This window comes from Haemophilus parainfluenzae (assembly GCF_003252725.1).
Taxonomy (GTDB): domain Bacteria; phylum Pseudomonadota; class Gammaproteobacteria; order Enterobacterales; family Pasteurellaceae; genus Haemophilus_D; species Haemophilus_D parainfluenzae_L.
Genome location: NZ_QEPO01000002.1, coordinates 30792 through 53879, shown reverse-complemented (window position 1 = coordinate 53879; position 23088 = coordinate 30792). Strand labels below are relative to the sequence as shown.

Sequence of the window (23088 nt, the reverse complement as noted above, 5' to 3'; positions counted from 1 at the left end):
AGTGCATAAAATTTTATAAAAAACGACCGCACTTTATCCCCCAAACAAACACAACTAAAGGAAAAAACAATGAAATTCGAAACGAAATGCCTCCATGCTGGCTATAGCCCTAAAAACGGTGAGCCACGTGTTCAACCTATCATGCAAAGCACGACTTATACCTACGATTCTGCAGAAGAAATTGGCAAGCTATTTGATTTACAAGCTGCAGGTTATTTCTATACTCGCCTAGCAAACCCAACGACAAATGCTGCGGAAGAAAAAATTACGGCACTTGAAGGTGGCGTTGCAACAATGTGTACTGCGTCTGGTCAATCTGCGGTTTTCTATGCGATGTTGAATATTTTAGAAGCGGGCGATCACTTCATTTCCTCTTCTTATGTGTATGGCGGCACTTACAATTTATTTGCCCATACATTCAAAAAAATGGGCATTGAAGTGAGTTTCGTGGATCAAAACTTACCGCTTGAAGAGCTCAAAAAAGCAATCCGTCCAAATACAAAAGCAGTTTTTGCTGAAACTATTGCTAACCCTGCTTTACGAGTATTAGATATTGAAAAATTTGCTGCCTTAGCAAAAGCTGCAGAGGCGCCATTATTAGTTGATAATACTTTTGCCACCCCTTATTTTTGTCGCCCAATCGAATTTGGCGCAAACGTGGTCATTCACAGTACATCTAAATATTTAGATGGTCATGCTATTGCCTTAGGTGGATCCATTACTGATGGTGGTAACTTTAATTGGAATAACGGTAAATATCCGCAACTAAGCACACCAGACCAAACTTATCACGGTTTAGTTTATACAGAAACCTTTGGCCCTGCAGCTTATATTGTCAAAGCGCGTGTTCAATTAATGCGTGATTTAGGTGCAGCGCCAGCCCCACAAAATAGTTTCTTATTGAATATAGGCACGGAAACCCTTGCGCTTCGCATGCAACGTCATTATGAAAATGCTCAAGCCGTAGCCGAGTTTTTAGAAAAACATTCACAAGTCGCTAAAGTGAATTACCCAGGCTTACCGAGCTCACCAGATTACGCGCTCAAACAAAAATATTTACCTAACGGTTTGTGTGGTGTCATTTCCTTTGAGATTAAAGGCGGCAAAGAAACCGCGGCAAAATGGTTAAACGCGTTACAAATGACCTCACGTGAAGTACACGTAGCCGATATTCGTACTTGTGCGTTACATCCAGCGACTTCAACACACCGACAATTAAGTGAAGCTGAATTAGAACAAGTTGGGATTTCTGCAGGGCTTATTCGTCTTTCTTGTGGTATTGAAAATATTCAAGATATTTTAGCTGACTTAGATCAAGCATTTGCAGCAGCAAAATAAGTCATAAATTAACGAATTTACCCTTGATATTTCTGACTTCGACATTATTTTTATTCTTAGGTATGTTGTTAACGCAATACCATACAATAACAAAATAAAATTTTTTAAATTTATATTTTTAAACGGAAAACGAAAACATTATGGCAAAGAAAGATTATTACGACGTTCTTGGTGTTGAACGTGGCGCAGATGAAAAAGCAATTAAACGTGCTTACAAAAAACTCGCCATGCAATATCACCCTGATAGAACCAAAGGTGATAAAGCCAAAGAAGAAAAATTTAAAGAAATCCAAGAAGCCTATGAAATCCTAGGTGATAAAGAAAAACGTGCCGCTTACGATCAATATGGCCATGCAGCCTTTGAACAAGGCGGCATGGGAGGCGGCGGCTTTGGTGGCGGATTCAGCGGTGCTGATTTCGGTGACATTTTTGGAGATATGTTCGGTGATATCTTCGGCGGTGGCGGACGCGGTCGTCAGCGTGTAGTACGCGGTGAAGATTTACGCTATGACATCCAAATTACGTTAGAAGAAGCCGTAAAAGGTACAACCAAAGATATCCAAATTAATACGCTTGCTCACTGTGATAGCTGTGATGGTACTGGTGCAGAAAAAGGATCAAAAGTTGAGACATGTCCAAGCTGTCATGGTTCTGGTCGTGTTCGTCGCCAACAAGGCTTCTTCGTGACTGAAGCGATTTGTCCAACTTGTCATGGCTCGGGTAAGAAAATTGAAAAACCATGTAAAAGCTGCCATGGCGAAGGTCGTGTTCACAAGAAGAAAAACCTGTCCGTTAAAATCCCAGCAGGTGTGGATACCGGCAACCAATTACGTTTAAGCGGTGAAGGCGCAGCAGGCGAAAATGGAGCACCAGCAGGCGATTTATATGTGGTGATTCATGTTAAAGAACATCATATCTTTGAACGTGATGGCAATAACCTCTACTGCGAAGTGCCAATCAGTTTCTCAATGGCTGCGTTAGGGGGTGAAATTGAAGTCCCAACCTTAGACGGTAAAGTGAAACTCAAAATCCCTGCTGAAACCCAAACAGGCAAACTGTTCCGTATGCGGGGTAAAGGGGTGAGCTCTACACGTAGCGGCTATGCAGGCGATCTCATTTGTCGCGTAGTGATTGAAACACCGGTGAACTTAAATAAAGAACAAAAAGAATTATTAGAAAAACTGGAAGAAAGTTTGAAAGGACAAAAATCGCATAGTCCTAAATCTTCAAGCTTTTTAGACGGTGTGAAGAAATTCTTTGATAACTTAGGTAAGTAAGCCTAAACAGAAAGTGCGGTCAATTTTAAAACTGTTTTGAAATTGACCGCACTTTTATTTTATAAGTAATGACTTTACACGACAGAAATCGCTTTTATTTGCACATAAACATCCATGCCTTGAGCAAAATGCAATTCATTAAAAGCCCATTTACTGATACTTGCCCAAACTTTATGTCCTTCCACTAATACCGCAATGTCAATGCGATTCTCTTGCGGAACGATTTGTACAATTTGCCCTCGTAAAATATTACGAATACTCGTTTGCTCTGGCTTGCTGAGTGTGAGTGACACATCGGAACTATAAATACAGACGCGAACTTTTTCATTCGCTTGATGATGTACTTCATTAATCCAAAGCTGTTGTTCGCCCAAAGAAAGTGCGGTCATTTTATAGGTTGGATTATGTAAATATACGGGCAACGCCAACACACTACTCTGCTCCGATTCACCTTTCCAAGGGGCAAATAACGGACTGTTCCACACATTTTCTAAGGTGTCATAGGCTTTCACTTTGCCGTTTTCCATCAGCACAACGCGATCGGCCAAACGTAATAATTCATCCAAGCTGTGCGTCACATATAAAATCGGCACATTAATTTCTTTGGATAGACTTTCCAGATATTGCATAAGCTCACGTTTGCGAGGCACATCTAAAGCTGAAAGTGGTTCATCCATTAACAAAATATCAGGATCTGTTAATAAGGCTCGCCCAATTGCCACACGTTGTTTTTCACCACCCGATAAAGTCAGAGGATAGCGTTTGAGTAAGGATTCAATACCAAGTAGCTGAACGATATAGTCAAAGTCTTCACGGCTGACATGCTTCATGCCATAACGTAAATTGCCTTTGACGTTGTAATGCGGAAATAAACGCGCATCTTGGAATACGTAACCAATTTTGCGCTGATGCACAGGGAGATTCTCACCGTTCTCTACATCCACCAAAGTGCGGTCATTTAAACGAATAAATCCCTGATCAGGATGAGTTAAACCACTCACCAAATTAATCAATGAGGTTTTACCCGAACCTGACAAACCAAAAATAGCCGTCACACCTTGTGTTGGTAGCTGGAGATCCGCACGTAAGGTCAGGCGACCTAATTGTTGTTGTACATTAATGTGTAGCATCGCCTTGCCCCAATTTTTTCTGCATCCGTTTACTTAAGGTTTCGGAAAGCAATAAAGAAATTAATGAAAGGATCACCGCAAACAAGCAAAGTCGTGCAGTTTGTGCTTCTGCGCCTGGTGTTTGGATAAATGAATACATCGCTAAAGGAATGGTTTGAGTTTCTCCTGCGATATTGGAAACGAAAGTAATAGTTGCACCAAACTCACCTAAAGAACGAGCAAAACCTAATACTAAACCCGCCAATACACCAGGTAAAGAAAGAGGCAACGTGATTGTAAAAAAGACTCGCCAAGGCGAAGCACCAAGCGTTTGTGCGGCTTGCTCTAATTTAAAATCAATGCTTTCTAAGGAAAGACGTATCGCCCGCACAACCAATGGAAATGCCACCACTGCAGAAGCTAATACCGCTCCCTTCCAACTAAAGCCGAAGGATAAGCCAAACCATTGATATAAATACTTGCCAATAAAGCCATTACGTCCCATGGCGACTAATAATAAATAACCGATAACCACCGGCGGTAACACCAAAGGCAGATGAATAATTCCTGTAACCAGCGACTTACCGTAAAATTCCTTACGAGCCAGCAACCAAGCGATAAAAATTGCGAAGGGCAAACTCCAAAGCATAGAACTCAATGCGACACTCATGCTTAAGTGAATCGCATCCCATTCCATCGGGCTTAATTGAAACCAAGAGAGCAAAATATTTCCTTGTGTATATATCAATATGACGAAATTTCTTTAGAGATAACAAAAAGGACAGTTGCCTGTCCTTTCTTTATAAAGTCTGAGCTCATTATTTCACAGAGAAACCATATTCAACAAATATTTTTTTCGCTGCGCTCGATTCTAAGTAGTTAAGGAAATCACGGGTATCCGCATTGTCATGATCTTTTAAAATCGCGACTGGATATTCAACTGGTTTATAGCTATCTTTCGGGAATACACCTACTGCTTTCACGTCTTTACTCACTTTTGCATCAGTGCTATACACGATACCGTAAGGTGCTTCAGCACGTTCAACTAAGGCTAACGCGCCACGTACGTCTTTCGCACGCGCTAATTTATCTTTAACTTGATCCCATAAATTTAATTTCGTTAATGATTCTTCTGCATATTGTCCCGCAGGAACATGCGCAGGATCACCCACAGATAAATAGCTGTCTTTTAAGCCTTTAATCCATTCACCTTTAGCAATATCCACTGAATTAACCGCACTTTTAGCCGGTGCAATTAATACTAATTCATTACCCGCTAATACTTTTTCCGTTTCTTTTACGGTGAGATTTTTATCTGATAAATATTTCATCCATTTGTTGCTAGCTGAAATAAATAAGTCTGCAGGTGCACCTTCTTCAACTTGTTTGGCAAGGGTAGAAGAAGAAGCAAAAGAGAAAACGACGGTATTATTTGGCTTTTCAGTTTGGTATTGATCCGCAATTTGTTGTAACGCATCAGTCATTGAAGCTGCTGCAAACACAGTCACTTTTGCTGATGCAGCAAAAGATACGCCCATGCCTGCAATTAAAAGTGCAGTTGCAAATTTAGTTAATTTCATTATTTATCTCCTATATAAATGAAACTATATATAAAAAAATATACTACGAGTAAATTATAACTTGAATTTTTAAATAAGCATACAGAAAAACTTAAAGATCAAGTAAAATAAACAGAATTGTGTATTAGGAGGAGATGATGAAACAAACTGAAATTTTACTGACGATCAAACTTCATCAAGAATTATTTATTGATCCAAAACGTGTTCGCCTCTTAAAAGAAATTAAAGAATGTGGCTCAATCAACCAAGCGGCCAAAAACGCTAAAGTGAGCTATAAAAGTGCTTGGGATCACCTTGAGGCAATGAATAAAATCAGCCCCAAACCGCTTTTAGAACGTAATATCGGTGGGAAAAATGGGGGCGGTACTTCATTAACCACTTATGCTGAGCGTTTACTGCAGCTTTATGATTTGCTCGAACAAACACAAGAGCACGCCTTTCATATTCTGCAAGATGAGACGATCCCGCTAAACAGTCTCCTTTCAGCAACGGCAAAATTCTCCTTACAAAGTAGCGCACGCAATCAATTTTTCGGGAAAGTGGCAAGCCAACATATTGTGGACTCCCGCTGCATTGTTGCAGTAAACATTCAGGATTTAGCTCATCCATTACATGTTTCAATCACAATGCGCAGTGCTGAGCGCCTCAGACTCATTACTGAAAAAGAAGTGATGGTCATGTTTAAAGCCCCTTGGGTGAAAATTAGCACCACCCCATTAGAAGAAAAAAATAACCTTTTCCAAGCGACGATTCTTTCTATGCAGAATGAAGAAGCGATTTTGCAAATAAAGGACAGCTCAATTGAATTTTGTGCGAGTATTCATAGCAAAGATGGTTGGAAAGTGGGACAAGATGTGTGGTTACACGTAGATCCTGAACAGATCATTTTAGCGACATTGAAGTAATATCAGAAACAAAAAGTGCGGTCAAAATTAACCGCACTTTTTATTTTCGCTTACAACGCAATCTCATCAATCGATCGTCCAAAACTTGGCAAAAAGACCTGCAAAAAATAATCCATTTCTTGACTGTGCCATTGTTCCATTAAATTTTCTAAGCGTTTTTTCGCTGTTTTAAATTCATGGTTACCATGCTCTAATTCAAATTGGGCTTTAATATAGGCACAAATCAAATCCGCTTGTTTTACTAAATGCTTTTCTTCTGGGCTAAATTGCTCACTATCTAAGTATGTCGCAAAACTCTCTTGCAATTCAGTCGGGAGCAAACTAATTAAATGCAATTCTGCAGCCGCTTCAATGTCTTTGTAAGCATGAGTGATTTCAGAATTGAAATACTTAATTGGGGTTGGCAAATCTCCAGTAAAAATTTCAGAGGTATCATGATACATCGCCATCACCGCAATACGCTCAGGATTCACTTCCCCACCAAAAAAGCGATTTTTAATAATCGCTAAAGCTTGTGCCACAAAGGCAACTTGCAGACTATGCTCCGCTAAGTTTTCCTTTTCAATATTGCGCATCAATGACCAACGCTGAATTAAGCGAAGACGATCTAAACAGGCAAAAAAGTGACTGGTTTTAACTTCCACAATATATCCTTAATTAGACGGGAACTCTTCAATAATCACAGGGAGATCAATCACTTTACCTAAGCGAGAAATGGTAACGATGACTTCAGTATTCGGTTTAGTATCACTGATAATTTGCATCATTTCACGAATAGACAGGTTATCTTGTTTATTTAAACGTAAAATCACATCACCTACTTGGATGCCCGCTTTCGCTGCAGGGCTATTGGCGGTCACGCCTGTAATCACGATACCACCGTTTGAGTTCGCGGTGATTTCACTTTGTACCCCAAAATAACCACGAATCACGCGTCCATCGCGAATAATTTTATATAACACATCATTGGCAATGCTGATTGGAATCGCAAAATTCAGACCTTCTGCAATTTCATTGGCTGTTTTACCAATACTTAACGTGCTGATCCCTACTAATTCGCCAGCTGAGTTAATCAACGCACCACCAGAGTTACCGCGGTTAATTGATGCATCTGTTTGAATAAAGTTTTGACGACCTAAAGAATCCCCAACTGCACTACGCCCTACCGCACTAATAATCCCTTGGGAAACACTTTGACCAAGGTTATATGGGTTACCAATAGCCAGAGCAATATCACCCACTCGTACTTGGCGTTCTTTATTTTGTGGAATCGTGGAAAGATCGGTTGCTTTAATTTTTAGTACCGCAAGATCCGTTAAATTATCCGAACCAATTAAATTCGCTTCATAAATATTACCGTTTTGCAGTGCGACTACAATTTGATCGGCATTTTGGATAACGTGTTTATTGGTGAGTATATAACCGTCTTTCGTCATAATCACACCAGAACCTAAGTTATTTACCTGTAATTGATCGCTATCATTAATACTGGCAGAAGAAAAAGATCGGTTGTACACATTCACCACAGCAGGAGAAGCAATTCTCACGGCGCTATTGAACGAAACGATATCATCAGCAGAGAAAAGGCTGCTGTTATTGAGCTTAGGAACGGCAAATAAAATAACACCTGCCGCAGCAAGCCCCCAAAGGGCGGAGTGGAAAAGTTTTTTTAACATTTTTTATTCTTTTATTAATAAGTTAGGTAAATAACTAAGTTTTAAATCATCCCCAATTCTTTCACATTCTTGCAGTTGCCACAATGGGGCATCAGCAAGTTTTTCCAAATGCGGAAGTTGGCATAATCCTCGAGCTTTATCTCCCAAGAGTTTTGGGGCGACATAAATGATTAATTCATCTACAGCATGTTGTTCAATCAGGCTTCCCGCTAAATTGGCGCCGGCTTCAACCCAAACAGAATTCACTTGTCTCTTGCCTAATTCTGTCATCAATAGATCAAAATCATAGTTTTCTGGTAGTAACATTTGCTCACAGAAATCAGGGAATACAGACATATCCCGTGGAATTGAACCCACAAGCCAAACTGGCGAATGGGTATGGAATAATTGATGGTTTGGTTGAACTCGATTTTGAGAATCTAAGATTATGCGAATAGGCTGACGCACAGTATCTTCAGCATATTCCGCTTTTAGAGCATCGGGGAATTGATTCCAACGCACATTCAAGCTTGGATCATCGGCTAACACGGTAGCACTTGTAGATAAAAGTGCGGTCGCTTTGGCTCGCATTTTTTGTACATCTGCACGAGCGGCTTCACCAGTGATCCACTTGCTTTCACCGCTCGCCATAGCTGTTCGGCCGTCTAAACTCATGGCTAGTTTTAGCTGCACATAAGGCTTACCGGTTCTCATACGTTTAAGAAAACCTTTATTTAAAGCTTCTGCTTGTTCGTTCAATAAATTGACCGCACTTGGTATGCCTGCATCGGCTAACATTTTTAAGCCCTTGCCCGCCACTTGAGGATTAGGATCGGCCATGGCTGCGACAACTCGACTGACACCCGCTTCAATTAAACCTAATGCACAAGGCGGTGTGCGTCCATAATGAGAACAAGGTTCAAGCGTCACATAAGCAGTTGCGCCTTTCGCTTTCTCACCGGCATCTGCCAACGCCACTCGTTCTGCATGAGGCTGACCAGCTTTAAAATGAAACCCTTTCCCGACAATTTCACCGTTTTTAACCAACACACATCCTACGGATGGATTAGGCGTAGTGGTGTACTGCCCTTTTGCCGCAAGCTCAAGAGCCTGTTGCATAAATTTCACGTCATCAGGGGAAAAGGTATCACTCATACTAATCCTTTAAGCTTTCAATTTCTTTGGTGAATTCATTGATATTATCAAAGCTCAGGTAAACGGACGCAAAACGGATATACGCCACTTTATCTAATTCTTTCAGCTCATTCATGGCTAATTTGCCCACGAGATGACTTGGCACTTCGCGCTCACCTGTCGCACGTAATTGGATAATAATATGGCTGATGGCTTTTTCCACATCATCCGAACTTACAGGGCGTTTTTCTAACGCATGTTGAATACCGCTACGCAATTTATCTTCATTAAACGGCTCTCGTGACCCATCATTTTTAATAATTTTTGGCACCACTAATTCGGCCGTTTCAAAGGTGGTAAAGCGTTCATGACAATTCCCGCATTCCCGACGACGACGTACTTGATACCCATCAGAAACCAAACGGCTGTCAATCACCTTAGTTTCTTCAGTTGAACAAAACGGACAACGCATTTTAGCTCCTTTTCAAAATGATTCTTAAGTCAGTATCTTATCAAAAATCCAGGATCTTTTCGATCTGAAGATCCGCTTTAAGACAACATTTCTCCAAACCAAGATGTGGTTTGTTTCACCAACTGCAAAAGACCATCCTGTGATTTAAATTGTTCTGTTTGCCCCAATACCCTTGCCCAATAAGGATCGGCTTTTCTATAACCATAGTTATCATCTTTTGCAAGGGATTCGATATTCGTTAAAACATTATCAAAATTGACCGCACTTTCATCTTTTTCAATAAACTTCGCTATATTTTCCGTTGGAATGAGCTGAATTTGTTGTTGGCTTTGTAAATAGGCCTCGACATACATTTTCAGTTTCTCAAGTGCGGTTGATTTTTCTATTGCTTTTAATGTTAAATCCTTATCTTTAGCGATAATACGTGGTGGCTGAGCGTTCTCTTTTGTCGCCAGTTGAATGAGATAATAAAGCCATGGACGAATGCGATAACGATCCTTATATTTTGCAAATCGCCATTCAATTATCTTATTTTCATCGCCAAATAATGGCTCCATATAACCAAACAAGCGAATATTGCCTTGTGCCGTTTCCACCACAAAATCGACACTCTCACTGTGTGGTGAAGAATAATCCTTAATTTTCTCTTTAAAAGCCAATACATCAGCACGAATGGATTGCGCACATACTTCCGCAAACTCGCCGCGTGGCATGATGCCTTTCACTCGCTGTTTGTCAAAATAATCGTTAAATTGCGCTTCCTCTAAATGCAATAACTCATTACTAATGCGATAATGTTCCAAGCCATTTAACGTGAAGTTTTCACTTTCTTCAATGCGATCGTCTTCATCTCGGAAATACACGCCAAGCTGCTTTTCAAAAAAGAATTTCACAGGATTTTCAACAAAACTTACAAAACGATCGAGCTCAATTTCCGTTATTGGCTCTTGATTTTCGCCCATCGGCACAGCAAATTCATGACATTTTCGTTCTTGGAATTGGGCAATCGGCAACCATTTTTTCGCAAAAGAGCGGTTAATTTCCCCTTCATTTTGGAAATTGATTGGACTAAACGCCGTCATTGGATGTTGTTCAATTCTCAAACCATTGTCTGAATAATGATTAATATAATCAAGCAACTGGCTCACCAATACTGAAGGCTCTTTGGGTTGATTATCAATAATCGAACAGCCCACATAACTCACATAAAAATGGGATCTTGCGGCGAGCAAAGCCTCAAGAAATAAGTAACGGTCATCATCTCGACGAACACGATCGCCTTTTTGATGATGATATTGCATTAAGTCAAAACTATTTGGAGTATGACTGCGTGGGTAATCCGCTTCATTCATTCCGAGCAAACACACTACCTTGAAAGGAATGGAACGCATAGGTAAAAGTGTGCAGAAGTTCACTTTTCCTGCTAAAAAACGAAGGCTATTTGGCGTTTCTTCTAAACGTGCAGACATCACTTCCGCAATGACATCCACTTGCAAGGTTTCTTCAAAATTGACGGTCTGCAAATCATCGGCAAAGGTATTGATGCAATCCTGAATATAAAACAAGGTATCCGCAGTTTCTTCATTTTGCACAAAGAAATCCGTCAAAAGTGCGGTCAATTTTTCACGCCATTTTTCAATATTGTGTGCCTTTTGCAAATCTTGATGCCATTTATTTAAAGCCGTAAAAAATTGATTCACCGCACCGACTAACTGCCCTTTCAATCCATAGCTACTATCAAGTCCAAGGCTGTCTTGCCAAACGCCTTGTTCTTCACGTATCGCATAACCTAAAGTCATACGTTCAAGCCCCGCCTGCCACGCGTTAAAATTTAATGTATTCTGCTGTTTTTCCAAGCCAAAGCGAATACCCGCCTCTTTCACCCATTCACGGATTTGCTCGAGATCGGCAAGCGCAATATTAAAACGTTCACGGATAGCGGGAATATCCAATAAAGCCAGTACTTCTTCCGCGCCAAACTGACTTTCTTTTAAATTTAACAGGGAAAGATAGCTCGACACGATCACATCACTTTCAGACAATTTACTGTCAGAAATTGAGAACGGAATAACAGGTGCATCCGCACTATTCGCCCCAAAGACAGCCTGAATATAAGGCGTGTATTGATTAACATCGGCCACCATGACCACCACATCTTTTGGTGTAATCTGTTCTTCTTTTGGTTTATGCTGATTCTGATTGAATAAATCCAACAAATAATCATGTAGCACTTCAACTTCGCGCATCTCGCTATGACAAGATTTCATCACCAAAGAGCGGTCATTTTTCGCGACATTTAATGTACCATGACTCAACGTCAAAATTTGATTTTGGATCTGCCCTAACAATGTTTTTTCGGAAAGTTCTGCATAGTAATCACGGGAAATGGCTTGAATATTTTCTTCATCACGCACTAATTGGTAGAGAAAATCCCGTCCCATTTTTCCCCAAGAGGCTAAAAGCGGATTCCCGTTGAACAATTCTTCTTGTTGATTAGTGTAATCAAGGTCGGCAGGTTCCCATGACACTTGCTCGGCTGAAATTAAAGGCTTCGCATCGTTGCTTTCTTGCACGAAACGCTGTCTTTCTAATAAATAGGATTTACTCAGATCTCTCAAGTCACCCCAATATTCTTGACATGGATTATTGAAGAATAAATGTACATCTGTTTTAGCTGAAATACCTTGGAAAATATTGAGATAAACCGTTGGCAATGCTGGAATACCAAAAATAAAAATACATTCCGGCAAGTTGAGTGTCGCATTTGGATCACGACATAGCTCTAAAAATTGTTGATTGAGTGCAGCACGATGCTTTGCTTTTCCACCGAAATCACGTTGGACATCATCCACCAAGGCTCGCCATAAAATTCCCTGCCAATGAATATTGTCTTTAATTTGAGAAAGAAAGGTAGGATTTAACGCCGAAAGGCCCTGCTTTTGCTGATTAATTTGAGCCAAGATTTTTTCATTGTTATTTTCTTCCCATGCGGCAATCCATTCAGGGCGATAGACGAGATATTGGTCAAATAAATCGGCAACTTTTAGGCTTAATTGATAAAGTTTTTGCTGTTCTGATGCAGGTGAAGACGCTAAATATTTTTTTAATGGTTCAAATTCTTTTTGCTGTAAAAAAGTAGGGATTAATCGCATTAATCGCCATAACGTTGAATCTTTTTCAAAAGGGTTTTGCGTGGAAACATTCGGCAAATTATCAGCGTAAAGTTTCCAAATAAAACTGGAAGGCATGGGGAATTGGAAATTCGCTGCAACGCCGCGTTTTTTAGCAATTTCCATTTGTAACCATTGTGCCATACCCGGACTTTGCACCAACACAATGTCAGACTGAAATGGATCATGTTGCGGTAAATTTTCCAACAGCGAAACTAAAATATCCTTTTGAATTTCCGGTTGGTTTGAATAATAAGTAACGAACAAAGTAACGCCCTTTTGAAAGCAAAAACAATGCGTTATTTTACTCGGTTTTCAATAAAAATTCACCTTGAGGATAGCGTATATTCACTTGATGATGACTGCATTGAATTGCAAATTGAATACCATTTTGTTCTACGCTATTTTCACAAGACAAGCCTAAAAACTGACGTTGAGCCTGATTTTCAGCAATTTGAATCGCCTGAAATTCTTGAAAAATTCTGACCGCACTTTTCCGTTGCTCACTCGTCCATCGGTTAAAGATCAAAAATAATCCGCTGAAAATCGATAAGGCTAATAAAAGTGACATTAACGACATACCATTATTCACTTTGATCTTGCGCACTTAAATCACTCCAACTTTTATCCACCAAACGCCATTGGCTATATTCTTGTACGAGTTTTGTCACCACGGCTTTACCATAAGCCACCGTCGCTCCCTCCTCTAACTTAAGCGAACCACCTGTAATCACTGCTCCACTAATTCGCCCTTTACCTGTTAAAGTTAAATCCCCTTCTGCTAACAAAATGCCACTCACATTCCCTTTAATTTCTAATTGGCTTTGTGTTATCCAATATACTTGCGGTGTTTTTTGAACAGTTAAAGTAGTATCTACTTTCACAAAGTGCGGTTGAAAATCAGCTTGTTTTTCGCTGGAAATAAAATCTCGTAGCATATTTTCATTAATGCCTTTTGTGGGCGATTTCTTAAATAACTCTGCTCGTTTACACCAAACAGAATAGTACACTTTATCCTCTGCCCAATTAGACTCGAAAAAGACTTGTTTCACTTTTTCAGCACCATTTACAGGCAAGTTTTGGCAAATATGCGTTTGTTGTTGCTGACTGATTTTCTGTAACGCCTGGCCTTGTTCTACATAATATTTCCGCTGACTCATTTGAGATCGAAAAAATGCAAAGATCTGTTCATCAAATAATAAGATCAGCGCCAATAAGCCTGAAAGTAAAATCAGTGCCGTCAGTGTCACAATCCCTTTTTTCATCATCATTCTTCTTGATTTAATAAAGGCACCACAAGCGAAGTTTCATATTGAATATGCTTATGTGTTGCAAGATTTCCCGCGAGTTTGATTTCAATCCCTTTCCTTGCCTTTAACCAATCAAAACGTAATTGAGAAATCTCAAACTCTTTTTCATCCAATAAATCAGTCCATCCACCACCAGCGTTACAAGCAGATTGCGCTAAGGCTCTCTGACACTCTGCTGAGCGACAATCCGCATTTACCGCATTTTTATAAGTTTGTTTGGTTTCGATCATTTTTCCATTAAGTTTGTAACCAAATAGCTCCTTTTCAATATTTTTTGCCACATTTTTAACGCCATTTACGCAGGTATTTTTTGTGTATTTTTCACCAATACAACCATTGCTATTCAAATCATAAAAAAATAAAACACAACTATTTGACGGGGCATTATCTGCTTGAGCAATGGTTATTGCAGTGCCCTTTTCGTCTAATTCAAATAAAGCCAGATTATCTTCAATGAGTTTTTGGTTTGCGGCTCGAAAGCCTACGCGACGCAGATCTTTCCCGATGAGTTGAATTGTGCGTTGTAATTCCGCTTGTAATTTGAGTTGTAACATTAAACGCTGATTTTGCTGTTGAGTTTGGGCATAAAACTGTGCAACCAATAGCAATAATAAAGCGGATAAGCCAAGTGAAATCAACAAACTCACCAATGTTTCGCCTTTTAATGGTTTCATCTTGTACATGCACTCGCCGCTTGATCAGACTTTAATTTAATACTGCCGACATTGAAAAAAGAGAACAATGTACGATGCTCTTCAGCCTGTAACATAAAACAATTCGTTTCCATGGTATTTCTGGCTCCATTAAATTTCACCGCCACTTCAGACGGATATAGTTTGGGGCCAATAAGCATCGTTTTCCTTTCAAAATAAGGATAGTAAAAATGCGCATAAAGGTTTTTAGGGCAATTCTGGGGATGAAAACAATCGCAAAAATGATCGTTTTTTACTTGAGCAGTAATACACCAACGTTGATTTGCCCTATCTTGATTGGCCAAAATAAACCAAATCGAAGATGAGTTTTCTGCCCTCGCTTGAATATTACGTAAGAAAAAATAAAGCTGTTGTTGCTCTTTTTCGAGAAAATATTTGGGATCATTTTTCTGCCATTTAGGCAATGCAAACGCCAACGTTACACTTAAAATAAATAACGTAATCAAGGTTTCTAATAAAGTTATCCCTTTATACATAAAATGCCTTCTTTTTTGACCGCACTTTAAAATTCCTTTAGAAGAAAGCCAAATTTGCTACGTTATTTTTGCGATACTGATCGCAAATTTCCTTTAAAAAACGGGAAAAACCGTGAATTAAACATTTTCAACTGGCTATTTACTAAAACTCCCTTATAATAGGCGACCTATTTATCTGTTCTTTAAAATCTGGTGGAAATATGAATCCAATGTTAAATATCGCTATTCGTGCGGCACGAAAAGCGGGCAACGTGATTGCTAAAAACTATGAGCGCCGTGATGACATCCAAACAAGTAAAAAAGGTATTAATGATTATGTGACTAGCGTCGATAAAGCCGCTGAAGCTGAGATCATTGAAATCATTCAAAAATCTTATCCTGATCACACAATTATCAGTGAAGAGCGTGGTGCATTAGAAGGCAAAGACAGTGATATTCAATGGGTAATTGATCCACTAGATGGCACAACCAACTTTGTAAAAGGTTTGCCACATTTCTCAGTTTCTATTGCTATCCGTGTAAAAAACCGTACCGAAGTGGGTGTGGTTTACGATCCTATTCGTAATGAATTATTCACTGCTGTGCGTGGTGAAGGCGCAAAATTAAATGAAGTGCGTTTACGTGTAGATAGCCAAAATGAACTTAACGGGGCGATTTTAGCCACCGGTTTTCCATTCAAACAACCAAGCTTAATGCCAACTCAATTTGCTATCATGAATAATTTAATTGATGAAGCAGCAGATTTTCGTCGTACAGGTTCTGCCGCATTAGACCTTTGCTATGTAGCTTCTGGTCGCATTGACGGTTATTTCGAAATGGGCTTAAAACCTTGGGATTGCGCAGCGGGTGATTTAATCGTGCGTGAAGCAGGCGGTTTAGTGTGTGATTTCAATGCGGGTCACGGCTATTTACGCTCAGGCAATATCGTGGCTGCACCAGCGCGTATTTTAAAAGAAATGCTAAATAAAATTCAGCCTTGCTTAACCGAACAAGTTAAGTAAGTCCCAATAAAAAGTGCGGTGAATTTCACCGCTCTTTTTTTATGACTAATTTCTGTCGAGTGGTTTTCTATTTTCTTCCGTTTCAGGCTCAAGATCCAATTTTGCCATAAGAAGCTGATCGCCATCTTCTTCTGGGTTGCCTGTCACTAACAACTTGTCACCATAGAAAATGGAATTTGCGCCAGCCATAAAGCACATCGCTTGCATTTCTTCACTCATGCCTTGACGACCTGCAGAAAGGCGAACATAACTTTTTGGCATAGTAATACGCGCCACCGCAATAGTGCGAACAAATTCTGTCCAATCTAAATCAGCTGCATCAGCCATTGGCGTGCCTTCCACTTTCACTAATTGGTTAATCGGCACTGACTCCGGCTGAGGATCAAGATTTGCCAAACTTGCAATTAAACCAGCTCGCTCTTTACGGGTTTCATTCATACCCACAATACCACCACAGCAAACTTTTAAACCGGCATGACGCACTTTTCCTAATGTACTTAAACGATCATCAAAACGACGCGTACCAATGACATTGTGATAATTCTCTGGCGCGGTATCTAGATTGTGGTTGTAATAATCCAATCCTGCATCTTTTAACTCTTCCGCCATACCATCTTGCAACAAACCAAAAGTACCACACGTTTCTAAGCCAATATCTTTTACCGCACGAATAATCGCCGTCACTTTTTCCATATCTTTAGGCTTAGGACCACGCCATGCCGCGCCCATACAAAAACGTCCTGCACCACGTGCTTTAGCAATTTTGGCTTTTTCGACAATTTCATCAATATCCAAGATCTGCTGATTTTGTACACCTGTTTGATAACGCGCTGATTGAGGACAATAGCCACAATCCTCTGGACAACCACCCGTTTTAATCGACATCAAGGTTGATAACTGTATTGCGCCAGGGTTGAAATGCTCTCGATGCACTTGAGCTGCACGATAGACTAATTCTAAAAAAGGGGTTTCAAATAGCGCTTCGACTTTACAAACAGACCAATACTCTACTGATGGATGGGGCGTAATAGATGAAAGCTGTACTACATTTGTTGTGGTCATTATATTTTCCTCGTTTAAGCTATGTCGCTTTTATTAAGTTGAGCATATTACTCTGCAATATGATAAAAAGAGATCAGATCACTTTTCCTTGATGAATTTCAATCACTCGATCAATATGCCGTTCAATTTCTTTGGGTTGATGTGTCACCAATAACATGGTGAGCTTTTTCTCTTCACATAATTGATCCATTAAATCCTGCATTTCAATGCGTAATTTAGGATCAAGAGCTGAAAAAGGCTCATCCAATAATAAAATGGGTTTATCTCGTAGCAAACAGCGCGCCAATGCCACACGCTGTTTTTGCCCGCCTGAAAGTGCGGTCGGTTTTCTCGTTAAAAAATCCTGTAAATTGACCGCATTTGCAGCTTGTTCTACAAGTGCTTTTTCTTCTGCATTTAAAGCTAAATTCGGTTTTAAACCTAAAGCGATATTCTCTTCTAGGGAAAGATGAGTAAAGAGATTGTTTTCCTGAAACAGCATGGAAACCGGGCGTTCAAAAGGTGCTGTTTTGGTATGATTTTCACCATTGAGCCAAATCTCCCCACTATCGGCATATTCAAAGCCGGCAATTAAATTCAGTAAGGTACTTTTTCCTGCACCACTTTCACCAATGATGGCGACTTTTTCTTGTGCTTGAATCTGTAAATCAAACACCATCGGCATGGATTGATAATTGAAGACCACATTATTTAATTTAATCATGTTGTTCCTTCTGCCCTTCAATAAACATAAATAAACCTAAACATAAGCCCAATAAAATCAATGCCGTCACTGCCGCTTCTTGGCTTCGATATTGCCCGATTTGTTGATAAAGCAAATGAGGCAAAGAAGTAAAATCAGGGCTACCAAATAAGGCTATCGCTGTAAAATCACCGAGTGATAAAGTCGTTGCGAGCGCCAAGGCATATTTCAACGGGGCTTTTAGTAGCGGATATTCAATTAAACGAAAACGCTGCCAGCCTGTAATATTCAGCGATAAACAGAGTTTTTCATAATATTGCATCGATTGATTCATTGGTGAATTGAGAATTTTGATCACAAATGGCAAGGCAGCCAAGGCATTGCAAACCGATACCACTACAAACAAATGCCCTGCTGAAAAATCAATATCTTGTAACCAAAGGAATAAGCCGACTGCTAAAACAATCGTCGGAATGGCTAAAATCATCATGCCCCCCGTTAAAATTAAGTGGGCTAATTTGGGGTGATATAACCATTGTAGTTGCCGTGAAAGCAATAATAAGAAAAATCCAAATAATACCGATAAAATCCCTGCAGTCGGAGCCATGGTTAATGAATAAGCAAGCGCTTTCCATAATTGTGGATTTTGCCAATAGCCAAATAATTGAGTTGCAGATAAACCTTGAAAAACAATATTGAATAAGGGAGTTAGAATAAATAAGCACACCGAGAATAAGACAAAAACATGTCCAAACTTGACCGCACTTGAAGAAGGCAAAACCCAGCGATAACGTTGTGAAATCTGCGTTTCAGGTGCTTTTGCCCAATATTGTGAAAGTGAAAATAACGCAAAACAAAACGCAAATTGCACAAGCGCAAAAAGTGCGGCTTTGGGTAAATCAAATTCAAAGAAAATGGCTTGGTAAATCGCAACTTCTAGCGTGCTATTTTGTGGCCCGCCACCCAGTGCCAACACTATCGTAAAACTGGTGAAACATAGCATAAAAATCAGCACAAAGGCAGAGACTATTTGGCTTTTCAAATAAGGCCATTCAATTAAATGAAAAAATGTGAAACCTTTGATATTCAATTGTGCCGCGAGTTGATGCTGTTCGGTCGGTACACTTTGCAAAGCCTGTAAACTCATTCGGGCAGCTAAGGGAATATTAAAAAATAAATGGGCAATGAGAATGCCGCTTAAACCATAAATGGAGGGTTTCCACGAAATACCTAAGGTTTGTAGCACTTGTGTTAGCCAACCTGCCGTGCCATAAATCCCAATCAAACCGAAAATAGCCAGTAATGCTGGCAAAACAAAGGTGAGGGAAAAAATGCGTAAAATGAGCGATTTGCCTTTGAAATCTAAATAGAAAAAAGCACGCGCAAATAACATACCAATTATGCTAGAAAGCAAGGCAGATAATAATGCCTGACCGACACTAAAGGCGATAACTTGATGCAAATAATCGTCTTTTAAGAAATCAGATAAGGCATAATCACTTCCAACTGAAAAAACAGCAGAAAGTGAAAATCCATAGAGTAAAACAATGAAAAAAATGACCGCACTTCCGCCCAAATAATGGCGTGGACGAAAATGCGGATGTTGCAATAAGCTCATTAATACTACTTAGATAAAGCTTTTTGCCATTGATTGATCCAGCCTTTCAGCTGCTCACTTGTTACCGTTGTGGTATCTAAAATACGCATTGATTTTGCGCGAGAATTAAGCGCATCAATGTGACTTTCGATATTGGTCTCTACCACGGGTAACATGACATTATTTTTAGCAATATCCGCTTGAGCTTGCGGTGAAAGTAGGAAGCCTAAAAATTCATCCGCACAGGCATTATTACGGTTAGCGACTTTTGCTGCCACTTCAACTTGTAATACGCTACCCTCTGCAAATTCCGTTGCCACATAATTGTCTTTTTGTTCAGAAAGAATATGGTAAATCGGTGAAGTATTGACGCTTAAAACCACATCCCCTTCGCCTTTTAAGAAGGCCCCATAAGACTCAGTCCAACCTTTGGTGACCGTGACCGTATGTTTAGAAAGGGTCTTCCAGGCATTTGCGACATCTGCTTCTGGATAAACTACATTCATCCAAAGTAATAAACCACGTCCAATACTGCTTGTACGTGGATCTTGATATAACACTTTAAGATCTTGACGCTCAACTAATTCTTTTAAGCTCTTTGGTGGATTAGCCAGTTTATTTTTATCATAAATAAACGCATATTGCGCATAATCAAATGGTAAGAACGTGTGATTTTCCCATTTAATTGGTAAACGTAACTGGCTTAAATCCACTTTATTTGGCTCAAAAATATTGAGTTTTTGTGCATCCTCAATTTGATAACTATCTAAACCGAGCACGACATCCGCCTTAATTTTTTTACCTTCTAGACGAACACGGTTAAACAAGGTGCCGTTATTGTCAAAAGCTACATAATTCAGCTTACATTGTGGGAATTGTTGTTCAAAAGCTGCTTTAACTTTTGGTCCGGCACTCCAATCAGCACTAAATGAATCATAAGTATAAACATCTAATGTTTGAGGTGCAGCTTGTGCGAGAGCAGAAGCGGTAAAAAGTGCGGTTAAAATGGGAAGTGTTTTGTTCATTATGCGTTCTCCTTATTTTTGCATAACGAAACAGCATAATGAGATAATTAGTTTCCTACGCCAGCATTATCTGTTTCAGGTTCACGGGTGTTTCTCAGCCATTAATAGAGGCACCCCGACTAACGCGATGTAGTCTATCTTAAGGAAATTTAATCAACAAGTTATTTCATTTAAAAATGTTAATCTGATCACATTTTTATAACAGGTTTATCATTTTTTGAGCAAAAGAAAACCTGCTAAAAAGCAGGTTTATCTTGGTAATCTATCGTCAATTAAGCTTGATGTTTAGCCGCTACTTCGCTTAATAAGGTTTGAAGTTCGCCAGCTTGATACATTTCTAAAATAATATCACAACCACCAATTAACTCACCTTCTACCCATAATTGTGGGAAAGTTGGCCAGTTTGCATAAGCCGGTAATTCAGCACGAATATCTGGGTGTTGAAGAATATCAACATAGCCGAAAGGCACTTTGCAATTCATTAATGCTTCAGATGCACGTGCAGAGAAACCACAAGAAGGTAATTTTGGTGAACCTTTCATGTAAATTAAAATTGGGTTTTCAGCGATTTGTTTTTTGATTTTGTCTAACGTTTCCATAATGTTCCTTGTTCAAATAAATATGAATAGGGCGCTATTCTAGCATAAGATAGAACCTGAGTGAAAGACTTGGTCTTACCAACTTCCACCAGCTCCGCCGCCGCCAAAGCCACCGCCACCAAAGCCACCACCGGAAGAACCACCTCCACCGAAGCCTCCACCAAATCCGCCTCCGAAACCGGAACCGCCACCACGGCGACGAGAAATCGTACTTTGACGAATGATTTTATTCAGTTGGTCACGTTGATTCGGGCTAATATATACTTCATCTTTGTGATATTGGAATTCACCAAATAATACAATAGCAATAAATGCCAATACCATTAAGAATGGGATGTACTTATCGAACGCATCTTCTTCAACTTGTGCCGCATCAAACTCGCCTTTACTTGCCGCAATAATTTGGTTTAAGCCATCATTAATACCTTGGGCATATTGACCTTGTTTAAATTGTGGCAAAATTGCCGAACGGATGACTTGCGATAAAAAAGCATCCGGCAGTACGCCTTCTAAACCTTGCCCTGTTGCGATAAAAACTTTGCGATCATTTTTCGCAATCAGCATCAACACGCCATTGTTCAGATTTTTACGCCCAATACCCCATTTATCACCTAAAGCAAAGGTATAATCAGCAATTTCATATTCACCGGTTGTCGGAACCAAAACAACAGCGATTTGTGAACTCGTTTCTTTACTATAAGCAATCAGTTTATTTTCTAAAATTTGCTTATGTTCTGATGAAAGTGTGTTGGTGTAATCGTTTATGTAATGGAAAGGATTTGGTGCAGGCGGAAATTCTGCCGCAACAACCATTTGAGCAAAAAAAACAAGGCTAAAAACAACCGCACTTTTCATAAAAGATAAAAGCTTAGCCATTAATAATTACCTCATTAGATAATTCATTCACATCATCAGGCTGAATAGGGAAATGGCGAGATAAAATATCACTGATACGATCAATCGCATCGACAATGCCTTGTGTATAAGCTTTTTGTTTAAACTGCTCAATCATTAAATCGCATTGTAACTGCCAATAAGCCACATCAACAAATTGATGAATTCCTTTATCACCTACGATTGCACAAAGATGATTTTTATATCCCACATAAATCAACACGGCATTTTGTGCCGCTGTTTTATGCATTTCCAGTTCATCAAAGACTTCTAAAGCTCGTTCCATTGCAGACAGTTGTGCTGAAGCCTTTGGTACTTTGCGTTCAATATAAACACGTAACTCAGCCGAACTTAAGCTTTCGAGGCGACTAATCGCCGCCTCGATTTGCTTTTTATCTACCGGAATTCTGGAAAAGAATGGCATAGATAAACCTTAGTTAAAGTTTACAGTCGGTGCGTTTTCAGCGCCTGCAGCTGATTTAAAGTAAGGTTTAGCTTTAAAACCAAAAATCATTGCCGCTAATTTAGTTGGGAATTGACGTACTTTTTCATTATAAATACGCGCTGCTTCATTAAATTTATTACGAGCGACATTGATACGGTTTTCAGTACCTTCAAGTTGCGCTTGTAAGTTCATAAAGCCTTCGTTCGCTTTTAATTGTGGATATTGTTCTACAGTAACGAGTAAACGAGATAATGCTGAACCTACTTGATTTTGGTTTTGTTGGAATTCGTTTAATTGTTCTTCCGTTAAATTAGACGGATCAATTTTAGTTTGTGTCGCTTTTGCGCGAGCTTCGATTACATTGGTTAATGTCTGTTGTTCAAAATTAGCTTGACCTTTTACAGTATTCACTAAGTTTGGAATTAAATCAGCACGACGTTGATAAGATGATTCAACATTTGCCCAAACAGAATCAATTTCAGTTTCTGCTTTTACTAAGCCATTGTAGCTAGACATTAAGCCAAAACCTGCAGCAACGGCAATAATAATCAAGATAATCCACTTTTTCATTCAAAAATTCCTTCAATTATAGGTTTAATTTATATAAGAAAAGACCTAAACCGAAGTTTAGGTCTTCTAATGTT

The 23088-nt window shown here is 39.5% G+C and carries 24 protein-coding genes and 1 riboswitch; of the genes, 4 read left to right on the top strand and 20 right to left on the bottom strand.

Annotation, left to right across the window (positions count from 1 at the left end):
- Positions 1-69: 69 nt before the first annotated feature.
- Both DPV85_RS02940 and dnaJ read left to right on the top strand, forming a co-directional pair.
- A complete protein-coding gene (locus DPV85_RS02940) occupies positions 70-1338 on the top strand; it encodes an O-acetylhomoserine aminocarboxypropyltransferase/cysteine synthase family protein (protein ID WP_111326979.1) in 1269 nt (422 codons plus the stop codon).
- A gap of 140 nt (positions 1339-1478) precedes the next feature.
- On the top strand, positions 1479-2615 hold the full coding sequence (gene dnaJ / locus DPV85_RS02935; RefSeq protein WP_111326977.1) for a molecular chaperone DnaJ: 1137 nt from the start codon (positions 1479-1481) through the stop codon (positions 2613-2615).
- A 74-nt stretch (positions 2616-2689) separates the two neighbouring features.
- Here the strand turns inward: dnaJ and modC are convergent, their stop codons facing one another.
- From modC to modA, 3 genes are all read right to left on the bottom strand, one after another.
- Positions 2690-3745, bottom strand: coding sequence for a molybdenum ABC transporter ATP-binding protein ModC (modC, locus tag DPV85_RS02930; RefSeq protein WP_111326975.1), 1056 nt, complete (start codon positions 3743-3745; stop codon positions 2690-2692).
- A complete protein-coding gene (gene modB / locus DPV85_RS02925) occupies positions 3732-4448 on the bottom strand; it encodes a molybdate ABC transporter permease subunit (RefSeq protein WP_269473958.1) in 717 nt (238 codons plus the stop codon). Before modB ends, modC begins: the two co-directional genes overlap by 14 nt.
- A 94-nt stretch (positions 4449-4542) precedes the next feature.
- Positions 4543-5307: a molybdate ABC transporter substrate-binding protein gene (gene modA / locus DPV85_RS02920; protein WP_083180179.1), complete on the bottom strand. Its 765-nt coding sequence runs from the start codon at positions 5305-5307 to the stop codon at positions 4543-4545.
- Between the two features lie 134 nt (positions 5308-5441).
- Between modA and modE the strand changes: the two genes are divergently transcribed.
- On the top strand, positions 5442-6209 hold the full coding sequence (gene modE / locus DPV85_RS02915) for a molybdenum-dependent transcriptional regulator ModE (protein ID WP_070868101.1): 768 nt from the start codon (positions 5442-5444) through the stop codon (positions 6207-6209).
- Between the two features lie 50 nt (positions 6210-6259).
- Here the strand turns inward: modE and yfbR are convergent, their stop codons facing one another.
- From yfbR to DPV85_RS02870, 9 genes are all read right to left on the bottom strand, one after another.
- The gene (gene yfbR, locus DPV85_RS02910; protein WP_111326973.1) at positions 6260-6856 is read right to left on the bottom strand and encodes a 5'-deoxynucleotidase; all 597 of its coding nucleotides are present in this window, start codon (positions 6854-6856) and stop codon (positions 6260-6262) included.
- Positions 6857-6862: 6 nt separating this feature from the next.
- Positions 6863-7885 (bottom strand): outer membrane-stress sensor serine endopeptidase DegS, encoded by a 1023-nt coding sequence (gene degS, locus DPV85_RS02905; protein WP_111326971.1) that lies wholly within the window; start codon positions 7883-7885, stop codon positions 6863-6865.
- Between the two features lie 3 nt (positions 7886-7888).
- A complete protein-coding gene (ribD, locus tag DPV85_RS02900; RefSeq protein WP_111326969.1) occupies positions 7889-9019 on the bottom strand; it encodes a bifunctional diaminohydroxyphosphoribosylaminopyrimidine deaminase/5-amino-6-(5-phosphoribosylamino)uracil reductase RibD in 1131 nt (376 codons plus the stop codon).
- A 1-nt stretch (position 9020) separates the two neighbouring features.
- Positions 9021-9470: a transcriptional regulator NrdR gene (gene nrdR / locus DPV85_RS02895; protein ID WP_005695670.1), complete on the bottom strand. Its 450-nt coding sequence runs from the start codon at positions 9468-9470 to the stop codon at positions 9021-9023.
- A gap of 77 nt (positions 9471-9547) precedes the next feature.
- Positions 9548-12907 (bottom strand): exodeoxyribonuclease V subunit gamma, encoded by a 3360-nt coding sequence (recC, locus tag DPV85_RS02890; protein ID WP_111326967.1) that lies wholly within the window; start codon positions 12905-12907, stop codon positions 9548-9550.
- Positions 12908-12944: 37 nt separating this feature from the next.
- Complete coding sequence (locus DPV85_RS02885; protein ID WP_049383247.1) at positions 12945-13211, bottom strand: DUF5374 domain-containing protein; 267 nt, start codon at positions 13209-13211, stop codon at positions 12945-12947.
- A gap of 13 nt (positions 13212-13224) precedes the next feature.
- Positions 13225-13911 (bottom strand): DUF2572 family protein, encoded by a 687-nt coding sequence (locus tag DPV85_RS02880; RefSeq protein WP_165816465.1) that lies wholly within the window; start codon positions 13909-13911, stop codon positions 13225-13227.
- Complete coding sequence (locus tag DPV85_RS02875) at positions 13908-14624, bottom strand: PulJ/GspJ family protein (protein WP_111327257.1); 717 nt, start codon at positions 14622-14624, stop codon at positions 13908-13910. Before DPV85_RS02875 ends, DPV85_RS02880 begins: the two co-directional genes overlap by 4 nt.
- Positions 14621-15139, bottom strand: a complete 519-nt coding sequence (locus DPV85_RS02870; protein ID WP_111326963.1) for a prepilin-type cleavage/methylation domain-containing protein — start codon at positions 15137-15139, stop codon at positions 14621-14623. The genes DPV85_RS02875 and DPV85_RS02870 overlap by 4 nt, the downstream gene beginning before the upstream one ends.
- Positions 15140-15339: 200 nt before the next feature.
- Between DPV85_RS02870 and suhB the strand changes: the two genes are divergently transcribed.
- Entirely contained in the window at positions 15340-16140 is an 801-nt protein-coding gene (gene suhB, locus DPV85_RS02865) for an inositol-1-monophosphatase (protein WP_111326961.1), read from the top strand.
- A 45-nt stretch (positions 16141-16185) separates the two neighbouring features.
- Here the strand turns inward: suhB and bioB are convergent, their stop codons facing one another.
- From bioB to DPV85_RS02825, 8 genes are all read right to left on the bottom strand, one after another.
- Entirely contained in the window at positions 16186-17202 is a 1017-nt protein-coding gene (gene bioB / locus DPV85_RS02860) for a biotin synthase BioB (RefSeq protein ID WP_049374926.1), read from the bottom strand.
- 73 nt (positions 17203-17275) lie between these two features.
- Positions 17276-17905, bottom strand: coding sequence for a thiamine ABC transporter ATP-binding protein (gene thiQ, locus DPV85_RS02855; RefSeq protein ID WP_111326959.1), 630 nt, complete (start codon positions 17903-17905; stop codon positions 17276-17278).
- Complete coding sequence (gene thiP, locus DPV85_RS02850) at positions 17898-19502, bottom strand: thiamine/thiamine pyrophosphate ABC transporter permease ThiP (RefSeq protein WP_111326957.1); 1605 nt, start codon at positions 19500-19502, stop codon at positions 17898-17900. The genes thiQ and thiP overlap by 8 nt, the downstream gene beginning before the upstream one ends.
- 5 nt (positions 19503-19507) lie before the next feature.
- On the bottom strand, positions 19508-20506 hold the full coding sequence (gene thiB, locus DPV85_RS02845) for a thiamine ABC transporter substrate binding subunit (protein ID WP_111326955.1): 999 nt from the start codon (positions 20504-20506) through the stop codon (positions 19508-19510).
- Between the two features lie 35 nt (positions 20507-20541).
- Positions 20542-20634: riboswitch (TPP riboswitch) on the bottom strand.
- A gap of 144 nt (positions 20635-20778) precedes the next feature.
- Entirely contained in the window at positions 20779-21105 is a 327-nt protein-coding gene (gene grxD / locus DPV85_RS02840; protein WP_005699458.1) for a Grx4 family monothiol glutaredoxin, read from the bottom strand.
- Between the two features lie 75 nt (positions 21106-21180).
- On the bottom strand, positions 21181-21981 hold the full coding sequence (locus DPV85_RS02835; RefSeq protein WP_049366112.1) for a TPM domain-containing protein: 801 nt from the start codon (positions 21979-21981) through the stop codon (positions 21181-21183).
- Positions 21974-22423, bottom strand: a complete 450-nt coding sequence (locus DPV85_RS02830; protein WP_014065676.1) for a TPM domain-containing protein — start codon at positions 22421-22423, stop codon at positions 21974-21976. The genes DPV85_RS02835 and DPV85_RS02830 overlap by 8 nt, the downstream gene beginning before the upstream one ends.
- Positions 22424-22432: 9 nt before the next feature.
- Positions 22433-23014, bottom strand: a complete 582-nt coding sequence (locus DPV85_RS02825; protein WP_049364356.1) for a LemA family protein — start codon at positions 23012-23014, stop codon at positions 22433-22435.
- Between the last annotated feature and the right edge of the window lie 74 nt (positions 23015-23088).